This window comes from Ochrobactrum sp. RH2CCR150 (assembly GCA_014138095.1).
GTDB lineage: Bacteria > Pseudomonadota > Alphaproteobacteria > Rhizobiales > Rhizobiaceae > Brucella > Brucella gambitense.
Genome location: JACGXE010000008.1, coordinates 148,992 through 164,849, shown reverse-complemented (window position 1 = coordinate 164,849; position 15,858 = coordinate 148,992). Strand labels below are relative to the sequence as shown.

Genomic DNA, 15,858 nt, shown 5'->3' with positions numbered 1-15,858 from the left:
CATCCGCAAAAGGTTGACGCTTTCGCCAATACGTGGTGAAGGTCGCCATTAAATATCGACTCTCCTTATTGCATCACCTTCGTACGAGTAAATACGGACATGGCAGCCGAACGTTATAATCCGCGCGTGGCGGAAGCTCACTGGCAGAAAGTCTGGGAAGAAAACCGGACTTTCGAAACGGACAACAGCGATCCGCGCGAGAAGTATTATGTGCTTGAGATGTTCCCCTATCCATCGGGGCGCATCCATATGGGCCATGTGCGCAACTATGCGATGGGCGATGTCGTCGCCCGCTACAAGCGCGCCAAGGGGTTCAACGTGCTCCATCCTATGGGCTGGGACGCTTTCGGCATGCCTGCGGAAAACGCGGCGATGCAGAACAAGGTGCATCCGAAGGAATGGACCTACCAGAACATCGACACGATGAAGCGCCAGCTCAAGTCCATGGGCCTGTCGCTCGACTGGTCGCGCGAATTCGCGACCTGCGATGTGGAATATTACCACCGTCAGCAGATGCTGTTCATCGACCTGTTCGAAAAAGGTCTGGTGACGCGCAAAACCTCCAAGGTCAACTGGGATCCGGTCGACAACACCGTGCTCGCCAATGAGCAGGTGGTCGATGGTCGCGGCTGGCGATCTGGCGCGCTGGTGGAACAGCGCGAACTGACACAGTGGTTCTTCAAGATCACCGATTTCAGCGAGGAATTGCTGGCCGGTCTCGACACGCTTGACCAGTGGCCGGAAAAAGTCCGCCTGATGCAGCGCAACTGGATCGGCAAGTCGGAAGGCTTGCAGGTTCGTTTTGCGCTCGACGGCAAGACGGCACCGGAAGGCTTCTCGGAAATCGAGGTCTACACGACGCGTCCCGACACTCTGTTCGGCGCGGCCTTTGTCGCGATTTCCGCCGATCATCCGCTGGCCAAGAAGCTTGCGGAAAACAACGCATCGCTCACTGGCTTCATCGAAGAATGCCATCAGCATGGCACCTCACTTGCAGCGCTTGAAACCGCTGAAAAGAAGGGCTTCGATACCGGCGTCAAGGTCAAGCATCCGTTCGACGAGAACTGGGAGCTGCCGGTCTATGTCGCCAATTTCGTGTTGATGGAATATGGCACGGGCGCTGTGTTCGGCTGCCCGGCGCACGACCAGCGCGATCTGGATTTCGCCAATAAATATGCGCTGAAGGTGACGCCGGTTGTTCTGCCGAAGGGAGACGATGCGGCGACTTTTGCCATCACCGATACGGCCTTTACCGATGACGGCGTGATGATCAATTCGCGCTTCCTTGATGGTATGACGCCGGAAGCAGCCTTCAACGAGGTTGCAAACCGTCTGGAGCAGTCCACGCTCGGCAATCAGCCGCAGGCGGCTCGCAAGGTGCAGTTCCGTCTGCGCGACTGGGGCATTTCGCGCCAGCGTTATTGGGGCTGCCCGATCCCGATGATCCATTGCGAAAGCTGTGGCGTCAATCCGGTGCCGCGTGCCGACCTGCCGGTCAAGCTGCCGGATGATGTCGATTTCGACCGTCCGGGCAATCCGCTGGACCGTCACGCCACATGGCGTCATGTGAAGTGCCCGAAATGCGGTGGCGAAGCCCGTCGCGAGACGGACACGATGGATACGTTTGTCGATTCGTCCTGGTACTATGCCCGCTTCACGGCTCCTTGGGAAAACGAGCCGACGGATCGTGCGGTTGCTGATCGCTGGCTGCCGGTTGACCAGTATATCGGCGGTGTCGAGCACGCGATCCTGCATCTGCTCTATTCGCGCTTCTTCACCCGCGCCATGAAGGTCACGGGCCATGTCGGTCTGGACGAGCCTTTCAAGGGCCTGTTCACGCAGGGCATGGTTGTGCACGAAACCTACAAGGCCGATGGCCAGTGGGTTGCGCCTGCCGATATCCGCATCGAGGATATTGACGGCAAGCGTATAGCGACCATGCTGGATAGCGGCGCGCCGGTCGAAATCGGTTCCATCGAAAAGATGTCGAAGTCGAAGAAGAATGTCGTCGATCCCGACGATATCATTTCTTCCTATGGTGCAGATACCGCGCGTTGGTTCATGCTGTCCGATTCGCCGCCAGAGCGTGACGTGATCTGGACGGAGGCGGGCGCAGAAGGTGCACATCGCTTCGTGCAGCGCGTCTGGCGTCTGGTGTCGGAAGCAGCCGAGCATCTGAAAGATGTTGCGCCCAAGACCGGGTCGCAGGGCGAAGCCCTTGCCGTTTCCAAGGCCGTGCATAAGACGGTCAACGCTGTTGGCGACGACATCGAAAAGCTCGCCTTCAATCGCGGTGTTGCGCGTCTTTACGAGCTGGTGAATGCGCTTGCGGCACCCTTGCAGCTCGTCGCTTCGGACAAGGCCGATGACGAGCTGAAGGGCGCCGTTCGTGACGCCACGGAAAAGCTAATCCAGATGCTCGCACCGATGATGCCGCATCTGGCTGAACAGTGCCTGACGGAACTGGGCGGCAAGATCGCCGGACAGGAAACGTTGGTCGCCCGCGCGCCATGGCCGGCATTCGATGCCGCATTGGTGGTGGAAAACGAGATTGTGATGCCCGTGCAGATCAACGGCAAGAAGCGTGGGGATTTGACAATCGCCCGCGACGCTGATCAAGCTAGCATTCAACAGGCGGTGCTCGAACTTGACTTCGTCAAGGCTGCGCTCGACGGGGGCTCGCCGAAGAAGATTATCGTGGTGCCGCAAAGGATCGTCAATGTCGTTGCCTGATCGTTTCCTCTCCGCAATCAAGACTTTCCGCGTCGCTTTTGTGGCTGTGGGAACTGCGGCTCTTCTTGCTGCCTGCACGGTGCAGCCGCTCTATTCGTCGGGCGGCGGCGCAGGCGGTTCGATCGGCGGCAGCGTGACGCCGGATATGCGCACCAAGCTGGCTTCGGTATCCATCGATGCGGCCCATGACGTGTACGGCCAGCAGGTTCGCAATCGCCTTATCTTCCTGCTGGGCGGCGGCGCTGGTGAGCCAGCCAATCCGATGTATCGTCTGAGCCTCGGCCTGAGCACAAACACGATTTCCGCCGTGAGTGTGGATATCGGCGATCAGACCGACCGTACGGGCCGTCCATCGGCTGGTATCGTCAAGGCGACGTCGAATTTCGTACTGCGTGACAAGGACGGCAAGCCGCTTGCCACGGGTACACGCACGACGGGCGCTTCCTTCGACCGACCGCGTCAGGAATTCGCAAACCTGCGTGCCGAACGCGATGCGCGCAAGCGTGCCGCCGAAGAACTGGCCGAACAGGTTTTCCTCGCACTGGCGCAGAAGCTGTCGAAGCTCTGATCGGTTCATTGATCTGAAGTTCAAAAGCGGCGCTTCCAAGCGCCGCTTTTTTTATTTCTTTTATTGCAAAAAGGCTCAAGGAATTCAGCAAGGTAACATCGCTGTTCCTTACAAACATTTTTATAACTCCTTGTTTCAAATGAACTAATTTACAATTTGCATATTGCCCGAGGCGTGATGCGAAAATTGGGAAGGGACTTGCCCGAAGCGTCACGCATGAAAGCCGCTCGGTATTGCCGTCGGTTCAATCATAATTTCAGGAGTATTCAGATGGAGCGATTTTCAGACATCCTGCGAGGCGCAGTCTTTGCAGCAATAGGTGTGGCGGGGCTGGCGGTTGCTGGTCCGGCAGCGGCGCAGGAAAAGGCAGCGCCGCTGAAATGGCAGTTTTTTCAGGCCGATGAAAACGGCTTCAACCGGACACCGGTTCTGTTGACGGGGGAGAAAGAGGCTGTTCTTCTTGATGGTGGTTTCACCTTCTCCGATGGCAAGGCAGTTGCCGAGAAGATCAAGGAAACCGGCAAGAAGCTCACCACGGTCTATGTCAGCCAGAGCGATCCCGACTATTATTTCAATCTGCGTGAAATCAAGTCGGCTTTCCCCGATGTCAAAATCATTGCTGCTCCTGAGGCCGTTGCAGCCATCAACGGCAATGTCGAGACGAAGCTGAAGGTCTGGGGACCGCAACTCAAGGAGAATGGCCCGCAGAGCCTGTCCGATCTTGTTTTGCCGCAGGCATCGGATGAAAAGATGCTCACGCTGGAAGGCAACGAGATCGAGATCATCCCGGCTGAAGGCATGACGAATCGCCGTTATCTCTGGGTGCCATCGCTGAAAGCGGTGTTCGGTGGCGTCCTGATTGGAGCGGGTGAACATATCTGGCTGGCCGATACGCCTGACCTGGCGCAGCGCGAAGCATGGATTAAAACACTGGATGCGATTGCCGCGCGCAATCCTGAAGTCGTCGTTCCTGCCCATATGAAAGCGGGTTCTGCAACCGACGTTTCTGCGATCAAATTCACCCGTGATTATATCGCTGCATTCGATGAAGAGGCCGCGAAGGCCAAGGACAGCGCAGAGCTTATCGCTGCGATGAAGAAGCGCTATCCGGACCTGGGCGGCGAAAGCAGCCTGGAACTGGGCGCGAAGGTCATCAAGGGCGAAATGAAATGGGAATAATGCGCCGGCAAAGGACAATCGGCTTTCAGCACAGACTGCCCGTGACAGCCTTGGCTGGTTGATTGGAATTTGTGGTTCGCATCGAGATCGATATAAAGGGCGGCACGGTTTGTGCCGCCCTTTATTCTATCAGCCTCTTGCGGAGATCATGCGCCTCGTTTCTTTTTCGGCCAAAGGCTATCGTTCACTACGTTCTGTCCGGTTCGATCTTGGGCAGGTGACGGTGTTCGTCGGTGAAAACGGCGCTGGCAAATCCAATCTCTATCGGGCTTTACAGCTGATCAAGGCGGCTGCGGAAGGCAGTTTTTCGACGGAGATTGTCCGCGAAGGCGGCATGCAGTCGGCCATGTGGAGCGGCGGCCGTCGCAAGCACGAATCGGCGCGGATTATTCTGGAAGCGGATTTCGAGGATGAAAGGCTGGCATCGCGCCTGTCCTATCGGATCGAGGCGGGTTTGCCGCCACCAGTGTCCGGGGCCTTTCCGTTCGAGCCGCAGATCAAGGAAGAACAGCTCAATCTCGATACAGGTCGCCGCCCGGTCGATCTCATGGATCGTCGCGGCCCCGCGGTTTTCGCCCGCGACGGGGAGGGGCGGCGCATGGAGCATCCGGCGCGCCTACTGACATCGGAGAGCGGGCTGGCGGTGCTTGGCCAGTCAGGCCATTATCCCGAGATAGGCGATCTCTCGGCGCAAATGCGCGGCTGGCGCTTCTATCACGGTTTCAGAAGCGATCGCGAAGCACCGGCGCGTCAGCCTTCTATCGCTGCCACAGCGGCCATGCTGGACGAGGATGGGGGCAATCTCGCCTCGGTCTTCGCCACACTTGCTCATATCCGTCAAGATACGGTCGATCTGGATCGTTTTATCGCGGAGGCGCTGGATGGCGCTAAACTTGTCGTTCCCTATCCGGAAGAAACCGCCAGTTTCGGCCTGAATTTTCCGGCTTTCCCACCCCGTATCTTTCGTCCAGGCGAATTGTCCGACGGACAAATTCGGCTGCTGGCGCTGGCAGGCGCGCTTCTGTCCTATCGTCTGCCGCCGTTGGTTGCGCTGAACGAACCCGAGGCGAGCCTGCACCCGGACATGATCCCGTCGCTGGCCAGAATGATCGCGCAGGCATCCGAACGCAGCCAGATCTGGGTGGTAACCCATTCCAGCGCGCTCGCCCATGCCATTGCCGAGCAATGCGGCAGCAGGCCGATCCGCGTGAGCAAGCAGGATGGCGAGACGGTTCTGGAATAGTGAGCCGCAATAAAAAAGGCGGGCCATAAGCCCGCCTTCCATCTGTCTGGTTAGGTCGCTGATTAAGCGATCTTCTGGCCGGTCTTCGCCCAATCAGCGAGGAAGGTTTCGAGGCCCTTGTCGGTCAGCGGATGCTTGACGAGCGCCTTCAGCGTTGCCGGAGGTGCGGTCACGACGTCGGCGCCGATAAGCGCTGCTTCCTTGACGTGATTGACGGTGCGAATCGAAGCCGCAAGAATTTCGGTGCGGAAATCGTAGTTGTCATAAATCGTGCGGATTTCGGCAATCAGTTCCATACCGTTGATGCCGGTATCGTCAAGACGGCCGATGAACGGCGAAATGAAGGTCGCGCCAGCCTTGGCTGCCAGAAGCGCCTGATTGGCCGAGAAGCAGAGCGTCATGTTGACCTTGTGGCCGTCCGAAGACAGAGACTTACAAGCCTTGAGGCCATCGAGGGTTACAGGCAGCTTGATGCAGATATTGTCTGCAATCTTGGAGATGACGGCAGCTTCCTTCATCATCTGCTCATATTCGGTCGCGGCAACTTCGGCCGAAACCGGACCCTTGACGAAGGAGCAGATTTCCTTGGTGACTTCAATGATGTCACGACCCGACTTCAGGATGAGAGACGGGTTGGTGGTCACGCCATCGACCAGTCCGAGGTCGTTCAGTTCGCGGATTTCCTTGACGTCCGCAGTGTCCACGAAAAACTTCATAACAGCGTTCCTCCATAGTGAGCGCGGGTGGTTTTGGGAGCTAAATCCATTTAAGTCCCGGAAGGTGGCTTTTCTTTAGCGCAAAGCCGCGCCAAGGTCACGCGATCATGTCGAAAGATTCGCACGATATTGCTAACCCCGTTCTAGGCCTCTTTCCGAGCCTCGCGCCGCGCGTGGTTCCGGTGCTGGTGCCTATGCCAGCAGAACGGCCTTATTCTTATATGGTCCCGGAGGGCATGAACGTCCAGCCCGGGTCGATCGTGCGCGTCCCTCTGGGGCCGCGTGAAGTTGCGGGTATCGTCTGCGAAGGCGAGACCGATGCGGTCGATGCCAAAAAGCTGCGATCCATTTCCGAAGTGTTCGATTGTCCGCCGGTGGATAGCGAGATGCTTCGCTTCATGCGCTGGGCTGCGGACTACACACTTTCGCCGCCCGGCATGGTGGCGCGCATGGTCTTGCGCGTGCCTGCCGCCTTCGATCCCGAGCCGTCGGTGCCGGGTTTGCGTTATTCAGGCATTGAGCCGGAACGCATGACCGACGCTCGTGCCCGGGTGATGGAGCTTGCCCGCGACGGCCTCGCCTGGACGCGGTCCGGTCTGGCCCATGCGGCGGGTGTTTCGACGACGGTCGTGGAAGGGTTGAAGGCGCAACGCGTTTTCGATGAAGTGATGTTGCCGCCGCCCGCCGTGGTGGCGAAGCCGGACACGGACTATGCACGCGCCACGCTTTCGGAAGACCAGCAGGCCGCCGCAGAAATACTGTCTGATTCCGTCGCGGCGGACTGTTTTTCCGTTTCGCTTCTTGATGGTGTCACCGGCTCCGGCAAGACCGAAGTTTATTTCGAAGCCGTCGCCAAGGCCTTGGAGCAGGGCAAACAGGTGCTGATTCTTCTGCCGGAAATCGCCCTGACGCAGCAATTCCTCGACCGGTTCCACAACAGGTTTGGAGCCAAGCCCGCCGAATGGCATTCCGACCTTGCGCCACGCACGCGTGAGCGTGTCTGGCGTCAGGTTACCGAAGGCACGGTGCGCGTAGTTGCCGGCGCACGCTCCGCGCTGTTCTTGCCCTTCAAGGAGTTGGGCCTGATCATCGTCGATGAAGAACATGATCCGGCTTACAAACAGGAAGACCGGGTCTTCTACAATGCCCGCGACATGGCCGTCGTGCGCGGCCATATTGGCGGCTTCCCGGTGGTGCTGGCCTCGGCCACGCCCTCTATCGAAAGTCAGGTCAATGCGGATCAGGGCCGTTACAAGCGAATCAAGCTTTACGGGCGCTATGCGGAAGCAGCGCTTCCCGATCTGAAGACCATCGACATGCGGCGTTCACCGCCGCCGCCGGGACGCTTTTTGTCGCCTGCACTTACCGAAGCTGTCGGCAAGACTGTCGAACGCGGCGAACAGGCGCTGCTGTTCCTCAACCGTCGCGGCTATGCGCCGCTGACCTTGTGCCGCGTCTGCGGTCACCGCTTCCAGTGTCCGCAATGTTCAAGCTGGCTGGTCGAGCATCGCTTTCGCGGCCAGCTGATGTGCCATCAATGCGGCTATCACGAGCCTACGCCCGAAGCCTGCCCCGAATGCGGCACGCTTGACCATCTGGTCGCCTGTGGTCCGGGCGTAGAACGGATCGCGGAAGAAGTGGCCGCAACCTTCACCGACGCGCGAATCATAGTGCTTTCGTCTGATATGGCGGGGGGCGTGAAAAGGCTGCGTCTGGAACTCGACGCCATTGCGAAGGGCGAGGCGGATATCGTCATCGGCACCCAGCTTGTCGCCAAGGGGCACAATTTTCCCAATATGACGCTGGTGGGCGTGGTGGATGCCGATCTGGGGCTGGCCAATGGCGACCCGCGCGCCGCCGAACGCACCTTCCAGCTTCTCAATCAGGTGACAGGGCGCGCAGGCCGAACGGGCCGCAAGAGTCTCGGCCTGATCCAGACTTACCAGCCGGATCATCCCGTTATGCGCGCCATCGTCAGCGGCGATACCGAGGCGTTTTATGCTCGCGAGATCGAGGAGCGGGAGCGTAGCGCGCTGCCGCCATTCGGGCGGCTGGCCGCGCTGATCATCTCTGCCGATAATCGTCCGGATGCTGAAAATCACGCCCGCGCTCTTCGTCGCGCAGCACCTTCTTCATCGGAGATTTCCGTGCTCGGTCCTGCCGAAGCGCCGCTGGCGCTGGTGCGCGGACGGCACCGTTTCCGGATATTGATCCACGGGACCAAACGCGCGGATATTCAATCCTTTATCCGCGCTTTGCTGGCCGCTTCGCCGAAGGAGCGAGGGTCTATCAGGGTGCAGGTCGATATTGATCCGCAAAGCTTCCTGTAGGCCGCCGATATTGAGGTTCCACCTGTCCGGGCAGGATGGAACGTGGCGTAAAATTCCGCTATAGGGCCTAAAACGAAGAAGGTGAATACGATGGAATTCTATCTTCCTACCACGACTGGCGAATGGCTCGCCTGGAGCTCGGCAGCCGTGACCGCCTTTGCGGGCATCGTCATGCTTTTTGCGCCCGGCATCACCATGAAGCTGTTGCGGTTGCAGCCGATCAATGCCCGACCGGAAGCCTTCAGCTCCATCCGCGCGGTGCTGGCTGGTCCCTATCTCGCTCTCGGTCTTGGCGCTCTCATCTTTGCACAGCCCTACCTGTGGATCGTATTGGGTGTGGCATGGGGCTTTGCGCTGTTCGGTCGCTTCATCTCGATGATGTCCGATAGGGGCGGCACGATCTATAACTGGTTGGCAGGAATTGTAGAATTCCTCCTGGCCGCCGGGCCATTGCTCTACGCATTTGGCTTCATCGGTTAACCCTGCGACTTTTTTGATCTGAAAACGCGACAAATCTTACACAAAAGTGCGGGATTCGCGTGTTGCGAGTCCTGTTCGTCTATGCTAGACGGCAATCACATTTCGGTGTTGACGTGCTCGCGCGTCAGTGGTTTTCCGGAAACATTCAATAAAATCATCGGCTTGGCGTCCTGAGCAATAGTGGGCCCCAAAAGGATGGTTTCAACGTAGAGAGCAGGTTGTTCGTGGCTGAAACGTCTTCGCTCATTTCAGGTGTGGCACAGCGTTACGCCGGATCGCTTTTCGAGCTGGCGCTCGAAGCCAAATCCGTTGCTGCTGTGGAGAAAGATCTTGTTCGTTTCGAGGCGCTTCTGAGCGGAAGCGAGGACCTCAAGCGTCTGATCTCCAGTCCGGTATTTTCTTCGGAAGACCAGCTCCATGCGATCGGCGCTATCGCCGACAAGGCGGGCATCACGGGTCTGGTCGGAAATCTCCTGCGCGTCGTCGCAGCGAACCGCCGTCTCTTCGCCCTGCCGGGCATCATCGCCGCATTCCACAAGATTGCTGCTGAACATCGCGGAGAAGTTTCCGCCGATGTCACTTCCGCGCATGCGCTCACCGCCGCGCAGGAAAACGAATTGAAGGCAACGCTGAAGAGCGTGGCCGGCAAGGACGTGACGATTAACGTCACCGTCGATCCGTCGATCCTCGGCGGTCTTATCGTCAAGATGGGTTCGCGTCAGATCGACACGTCCCTTCGCACCAAACTATCTTCTCTCAAGCTTGCACTGAAAGAGGTCGGCTGATGGACATCCGCGCTGCGGAAATTTCCGCTATCCTGAAAGAGCAAATCAAGAACTTCGGCAAGGAGGCTGAGGTCTCCGAGGTCGGTCAGGTTCTGTCCGTCGGCGACGGTATTGCTCGCGTCTATGGTCTGGACAATGTTCAGGCTGGTGAAATGGTCGAATTCCCCGGCGGCATTCGCGGCATGGCGCTCAACCTTGAAAACGACAACGTTGGTGTCGTTATCTTCGGTGCCGACCGTGACATCAAGGAAGGCGACGTCGTTAAGCGTACCGGCGCCATCGTTGACGTGCCAGTTGGTCCGGGCCTGCTGGGCCGCGTCGTTGACGCTCTCGGCAACCCGATCGACGGCAAGGGCCCAATCGTTGCTACCGAGCGTCGCCGCGTCGACGTGAAGGCACCGGGCATCATCCCGCGCAAGTCGGTTCATGAGCCAATGTCGACCGGCCTCAAGGCTGTTGACGCTCTGATCCCGGTTGGTCGTGGTCAGCGCGAGCTGGTCATCGGTGACCGTCAGACCGGCAAGACCGCCATCATTCTCGACACCTTCCTGAACCAGAAGCCGATCCACGACAACGGCCCGGACAGCGAAAAGCTTTATTGCGTTTACGTTGCTATCGGCCAGAAGCGTTCGACTGTTGCTCAGTTCGTTAAGGTTCTCGAAGAACGCGGCGCTCTCGAATATTCGATCGTTATCGCTGCTACCGCTTCCGATCCGGCTCCGATGCAGTACCTCGCTCCGTTCGCAGGTTGCGCAATGGGCGAATACTTCCGTGACAACGGTCAGCACGCTCTCATTGGTTACGACGATCTGTCCAAGCAGGCTGTTGCTTACCGTCAGATGTCCCTTCTGCTTCGTCGTCCTCCGGGCCGTGAAGCTTATCCGGGCGACGTTTTCTATCTGCACTCCCGTCTTCTCGAACGCGCTGCAAAGCTCAACGACGAAAACGGCGCTGGCTCGCTGACGGCTCTGCCGGTCATCGAAACGCAGGGCAACGACGTTTCGGCCTTCATTCCGACCAACGTGATCTCGATCACCGACGGCCAGATCTTCCTCGAAACCAACCTGTTCTATCAGGGTATCCGTCCGGCTGTTAACGTCGGTCTGTCGGTTTCGCGCGTTGGTTCTTCGGCTCAGGTCAAGGCCATGAAGCAGGTTGCCGGTTCGATCAAGGGCGAGCTCGCCCAGTATCGTGAAATGGCCGCCTTCGCACAGTTCGGTTCGGATCTCGATGCCTCGACCCAGCGTTTGCTGAACCGTGGCGCACGTCTGACCGAGCTTCTCAAGCAGCCACAGTTCTCGCCGCTCAAGACGGAAGAACAGGTTGCCGTGATTTTCGCCGGCGTGAATGGCTATCTCGACAAGATCGCCGTCAACCAGGTTGGCAAGTTCGAAGCAGGTCTTCTTTCTTCGCTGCGCACCGAGCACAAGGATGTGCTGGATGCGATCCGCGATCAGAAGGCGCTCACCGACGACATCAAAGCAAAGCTCAAGGCAGCGGTCGACGCGTTCGCCAAGTCTTTCGCTTGAATTTTGTGACGGGATGAACGGATGCCTTCACTAAAGGATCTGAGAAACCGTATCGCCTCGGTCAAGGCGACGCAGAAAATCACCAAGGCGATGCAGATGGTCGCCGCGGCGAAGCTGCGCCGTGCCCAGGAAGCTGCGGAGGCCGCACGGCCTTACTCGCAGCGCATGGGCGCCGTTCTCGCGAATATCGCGCAGAATGTCAGCGGCGAAGATGCACCGGCATTGATGGCCGGTACGGGTAAGGACGACGTGCATCTGCTCGTCGTCTGCACTGCAGAACGTGGCCTTTGCGGCGGTTTCAACTCGCAGATCGCACGCCTGGCGCGCGATCATACCCGCAAGCTCCTCGCTGAAGGCAAGACGGTCAAGATCATCACTGTCGGCAAGAAGGGTGCAGATATTCTGCGTCGCGAGTTTGCCTCTCTGATCATCGACCACGTCAATTTGCGCGAAGTCAAGCAGCTCGCTTTTGTGCATGCCGACCAGATCGGCCACAAGGTGATCGAGCTGTTTGAACAAGGCGCATTTGATGTCTGCACCCTGTTCTATTCCGAATTCAAGTCGGTGATTGCACAGATCCCAACTGCACAGCAGATCATTCCGGCTTCGGCTGGCGATGTTGCGCAGGCGGACACTGCAGGCGATGCGATTTATGAGTACGAACCTGATCCTGCGGCGATCCTGAGCACGCTGATCCCGCGCAATATTTCGGTCCAGATTTTCCGCGCTCTCTTGGAAAATGTGGCGGGCGAAATGGGCGCGAAGATGAGCGCGATGGACAATGCGACGCGTAATGCCGGTGACATGATCAACAAGTTGTCGATCACGTATAACCGTCAGCGTCAGGCTCAGATCACCAAGGAACTGATCGAAATCATTTCGGGCGCGGAAGCGCTCTAGGGTTTACCGCACGGTCTATCCGGGAAGTCTGCAACTTTTCGGGACCATGCTAACGGAAGGTAAGGATCGATGGCAAAAGCAGCGACCCCGAAAACTACCGCCGCGGCCGAAGCAAAGCCGGCAGCGGCGAAGAAGGCTCCAGCCAAGGCTACACCGGCTAAGGCGGCTGCCGCCAAATCCCCGGCAAGCAAGTCTCCTGCAGCTCCCAAGGCTGCAACGACCGGCGCAGTCGGCAAGATCACTCAGGTCATCGGCGCCGTTGTCGACGTACAGTTCGAAGATGGTCAGCTGCCGCTGATTCTCAACGCTCTGGAAACCGACAATCTGGGCAACCGCCTGGTTCTCGAAGTTGCGCAGCATCTGGGCGAAAACACCGTTCGCACCATCGCCATGGACTCGACCGAAGGTCTGGTTCGCGGTCACGAAGTGCGCGACACCGGCAACCCGATCATGGTTCCGGTTGGTGAAGAAACCCTCGGCCGTATCATGAACGTCATCGGCGAGCCGGTTGACGAAGCTGGTCCGATCAAGACCACGGCCCGTCGCGCGATCCACCAGGAAGCTCCTGAGTATATCGAACAGTCGACCGAAGCTGAAATCCTCGTAACGGGCATCAAGGTCGTCGACCTTCTCGCTCCTTACGCCAAGGGTGGTAAGATTGGTCTGTTCGGGGGTGCCGGCGTCGGCAAGACCGTTCTCATCATGGAACTGATCAACAACGTCGCCAAGGCGCACGGCGGTTACTCGGTATTCGCTGGTGTTGGTGAACGTACCCGTGAAGGTAACGATCTTTACCACGAAATGATCGAATCGGGCGTTAACAAGCTCGGTGGCGGTGAAGGCTCCAAGGCCGCACTCGTTTACGGTCAGATGAACGAGCCTCCGGGTGCGCGCGCTCGCGTTGCTCTGTCGGGTCTGACGGTTGCTGAAAACTTCCGTGACAAGGGCCAGGACGTTCTGTTCTTCGTGGACAACATCTTCCGCTTCACGCAGGCTGGTTCGGAACTTTCGGCACTTCTCGGCCGTATTCCTTCCGCTGTGGGTTATCAGCCGACGCTGGCAACCGACATGGGCGCGATGCAGGAACGCATCACCACGACGACCAAGGGTTCGATTACCTCGGTTCAGGCAATTTACGTTCCTGCCGACGATTTGACCGACCCTGCACCGGCAACGTCGTTCGCTCACTTGGATGCGACCACCACGCTGAACCGTTCGATCGCTGAAAAGGGTATTTACCCGGCTGTGGATCCGCTGGAATCCACGTCGCGCATGCTCGATCCGATGATCGTTGGTGAAGAACACTACGCCGTCGCCCGTCAGGTTCAGTCGATCCTTCAGCGCTATAAGTCGCTTCAGGACATCATCGCCATCCTCGGCATGGACGAACTGTCGGAAGACGACAAGCTGACCGTTGCGCGCGCTCGTAAGATCGAACGCTTCCTGTCGCAGCCGTTCTTCGTTGCTGAAGTCTTCACCGGTTCGCCAGGCAAGCTGGTTGACCTCGCCGACACCATCAAGGGCTTCAAGGGCCTTTGCGCAGGTGAATACGATCATCTTCCAGAACCAGCCTTCTACATGGTCGGTTCGATTGAAGAAGCGATCGAAAAGGCGAAGAAGCTGGCTGCCGAAGCAGCTTGATGAATTGAGTTTCCCGGTGGGCCGCGAGGCCCACCGAGACGACCTCTTCATTTGTTTGAGCACGATCCTTCCGAAAACCGGTTTCCAGTTTCGAGATCGCGCTCTTGAGATTTAAGTGAGAACCATGGCTCAAGCTTTCCAATTCGAACTCGTGTCGCCTGAACGCCTCCTGCTTTCCGCGCAGGTGACGGAAGTCGTCATTCCGGGTAGCGAAGGCTATCTGACGGCTCTCGCCGGTCATTCGCCGCTGATGTCGACGATCATGCCGGGAGTCGTTTCGGTGAAGCTTGCCGACGGCAAGTCTGACTCTTATGTGGTTTTCGGCGGTTTTGCCGATATTACCCCGCAGAGCTGCACCGTACTGGCCGAATCCGCAACGCATGTCGACGCCATTGAGCCGTCGGACATCACGCGCCGCATCGATGAAGCCCGCAAGGCGCTCGATGATGCGACTTCGCCGGAGCATCGCACCAAGGCCGAAATCTTCCTGCATCAGCTGATGACGCTGCAGGGAGCGGTTATACCGGGCTGACCGGTTAAGAAATTCACAGATTTTCCCGAAAAGCGGACTTTGGTCCGCTTTTCTTTTTGATGTCATTTGCAGCACATATTTTTCTTTTTATCGATTATTCATTTTTCAAGTTACTTCGGTTCTTAAATCCAGGCTTCAGGCACAACTTATTTGGTTTTACTCCCTCCACAGAGGGAAAAACTTCACGCTTGCGTGACTTTCGCGTGTGGCCATTGAAAATGAACCGTGGGCCATTTATCCAGAAACACAATCGTTAGTTTACTAATATATAAGGCATCGGATATGAGCACGACAGATCTCAGAGCAGAAATGATTGATGCCATGGCGAAGGTGAACCGCAAGCTTCGCACCGTTTTTGACGCCAGGGTAAAGGAGCGGGGCCTGACACTGGCTCGCGCACGCACGCTGCTGGCACTGATTGAACAGGAAGGTCTTTATCAGAAGGAACTGGCGGAAACGTTGGAAATCGAAAATGCGACCATGGTTCGCCTTCTCGATGGCCTAGAGCGTCAGTCATTCATCGAGCGCCAGACGGTCGAGGGTGATCGCCGCGCCAAGCGGGTGGTGATGACAGAAGAGGGCAAGGTTCTGGCGGAGCAGGTTGAGAAACTTGCCGGTGATGTGCGCGAGGACCTGCTTGAAGGCGTTACCGATGAAGAATTGAACGTTGCACTGAACGTGCTTCGCAAAATGTCGGCATCGATGAACAAGACGCACTAAGAAACAAGACACCTTCCCACGCGGACGAGCCGGAGCCTTCGCTCCGGCTTTTTGTTTTGATCACGGCCTTGTGAAGCTGCGCCCCGAAGCCGGTCGGCTTGTGCCATCTTTCGGTCGCCAGTTCATCGTTCATTGGTCCCACAATTTTGCGGACGGAACGCATGCCCAGAAAGGCGCGAGACGGCTTTCAAAAAGGGTGAGCGTTCAAGCCAACACAGAAGGCGCCTTTCAACGGATCGAACCGATGCCGTGGCGCTTTGCCTGACGGGAGCGTCGGAAATGCGTTATTCGTCTCAGACTATGGTGGCCCTCATGGCTATTCTTTCCATCGTTTCGGTACAGGCGAAGGATATGCGCCATGGCACCCGGCATTCCTATGCGCGGGCGCTCAACGATGTGAATACGGATGACGGCATGGTTTTCGATACCAGCGCATCGGCCTCGTTCGGTGTGAGAACGACGAAACGCTCACGGAGAAGTTCGCGTATGCGCTAGCAGATGC

General features: G+C 57.8%; 14 protein-coding genes. 13 read left to right on the top strand and 1 reads right to left on the bottom strand.

Annotated elements, in window-relative coordinates:
• Positions 1–99: 99 nt before the first annotated feature.
• The 4 genes from leuS to FHW03_RS17165 all read left to right on the top strand — a co-directional run bounded on the left by leuS (position 100) and on the right by FHW03_RS17165 (position 5,723).
• Positions 100–2,733, top strand: coding sequence for a leucine--tRNA ligase (gene leuS, locus FHW03_RS17180; RefSeq protein WP_182521726.1), 2,634 nt, complete (start codon positions 100–102; stop codon positions 2,731–2,733).
• Positions 2,720–3,301 carry an LPS assembly lipoprotein LptE gene (gene lptE, locus FHW03_RS17175; protein WP_182521725.1) on the top strand — a complete coding sequence of 194 codons (582 nt, stop codon included), beginning with the start codon at positions 2,720–2,722 and terminating at the stop codon, positions 3,299–3,301. Before leuS ends, lptE begins: the two co-directional genes overlap by 14 nt.
• A 270-nt stretch (positions 3,302–3,571) precedes the next feature.
• Positions 3,572–4,480: an MBL fold metallo-hydrolase gene (locus tag FHW03_RS17170; RefSeq protein WP_182521724.1), complete on the top strand. Its 909-nt coding sequence runs from the start codon at positions 3,572–3,574 to the stop codon at positions 4,478–4,480.
• Positions 4,481–4,628: 148 nt separating this feature from the next.
• A complete protein-coding gene (locus tag FHW03_RS17165; RefSeq protein ID WP_182521723.1) occupies positions 4,629–5,723 on the top strand; it encodes an AAA family ATPase in 1,095 nt (364 codons plus the stop codon).
• 62 nt (positions 5,724–5,785) lie between these two features.
• On the opposite strand, the gene fsa is transcribed toward FHW03_RS17165, so the two are convergent.
• Positions 5,786–6,439 carry a fructose-6-phosphate aldolase gene (gene fsa, locus FHW03_RS17160; protein WP_182521722.1) on the bottom strand — a complete coding sequence of 218 codons (654 nt, stop codon included), beginning with the start codon at positions 6,437–6,439 and terminating at the stop codon, positions 5,786–5,788.
• 107 nt (positions 6,440–6,546) lie between these two features.
• Between fsa and FHW03_RS17155 the strand changes: the two genes are divergently transcribed.
• The 9 genes from FHW03_RS17155 to FHW03_RS17115 all read left to right on the top strand — a co-directional run bounded on the left by FHW03_RS17155 (position 6,547) and on the right by FHW03_RS17115 (position 15,851).
• Positions 6,547–8,769, top strand: a complete 2,223-nt coding sequence (locus tag FHW03_RS17155) for a primosomal protein N' (RefSeq protein ID WP_182521721.1) — start codon at positions 6,547–6,549, stop codon at positions 8,767–8,769.
• Between the two features lie 90 nt (positions 8,770–8,859).
• Positions 8,860–9,249: a DUF4345 domain-containing protein gene (locus FHW03_RS17150; RefSeq protein WP_078339552.1), complete on the top strand. Its 390-nt coding sequence runs from the start codon at positions 8,860–8,862 to the stop codon at positions 9,247–9,249.
• 224 nt (positions 9,250–9,473) lie between these two features.
• Complete coding sequence (locus tag FHW03_RS17145; RefSeq protein ID WP_078339551.1) at positions 9,474–10,034, top strand: F0F1 ATP synthase subunit delta; 561 nt, start codon at positions 9,474–9,476, stop codon at positions 10,032–10,034.
• The gene (gene atpA, locus FHW03_RS17140; RefSeq protein WP_078339550.1) at positions 10,034–11,563 is read left to right on the top strand and encodes a F0F1 ATP synthase subunit alpha; all 1,530 of its coding nucleotides are present in this window, start codon (positions 10,034–10,036) and stop codon (positions 11,561–11,563) included. Before FHW03_RS17145 ends, atpA begins: the two co-directional genes overlap by 1 nt.
• 21 nt (positions 11,564–11,584) lie before the next feature.
• A complete protein-coding gene (locus FHW03_RS17135; protein WP_078339549.1) occupies positions 11,585–12,463 on the top strand; it encodes a F0F1 ATP synthase subunit gamma in 879 nt (292 codons plus the stop codon).
• Positions 12,464–12,532: 69 nt separating this feature from the next.
• The gene (gene atpD, locus FHW03_RS17130; protein ID WP_078339548.1) at positions 12,533–14,104 is read left to right on the top strand and encodes a F0F1 ATP synthase subunit beta; all 1,572 of its coding nucleotides are present in this window, start codon (positions 12,533–12,535) and stop codon (positions 14,102–14,104) included.
• Between the two features lie 124 nt (positions 14,105–14,228).
• Positions 14,229–14,636, top strand: a complete 408-nt coding sequence (locus FHW03_RS17125; RefSeq protein WP_078339547.1) for a F0F1 ATP synthase subunit epsilon — start codon at positions 14,229–14,231, stop codon at positions 14,634–14,636.
• Between the two features lie 282 nt (positions 14,637–14,918).
• Positions 14,919–15,356, top strand: coding sequence for a MarR family winged helix-turn-helix transcriptional regulator (locus FHW03_RS17120; protein ID WP_182521720.1), 438 nt, complete (start codon positions 14,919–14,921; stop codon positions 15,354–15,356).
• A 279-nt stretch (positions 15,357–15,635) separates the two neighbouring features.
• A complete protein-coding gene (locus FHW03_RS17115) occupies positions 15,636–15,851 on the top strand; it encodes a hypothetical protein (protein WP_182521719.1) in 216 nt (71 codons plus the stop codon).
• The last annotated feature ends 7 nt before the right edge of the window (positions 15,852–15,858 follow it).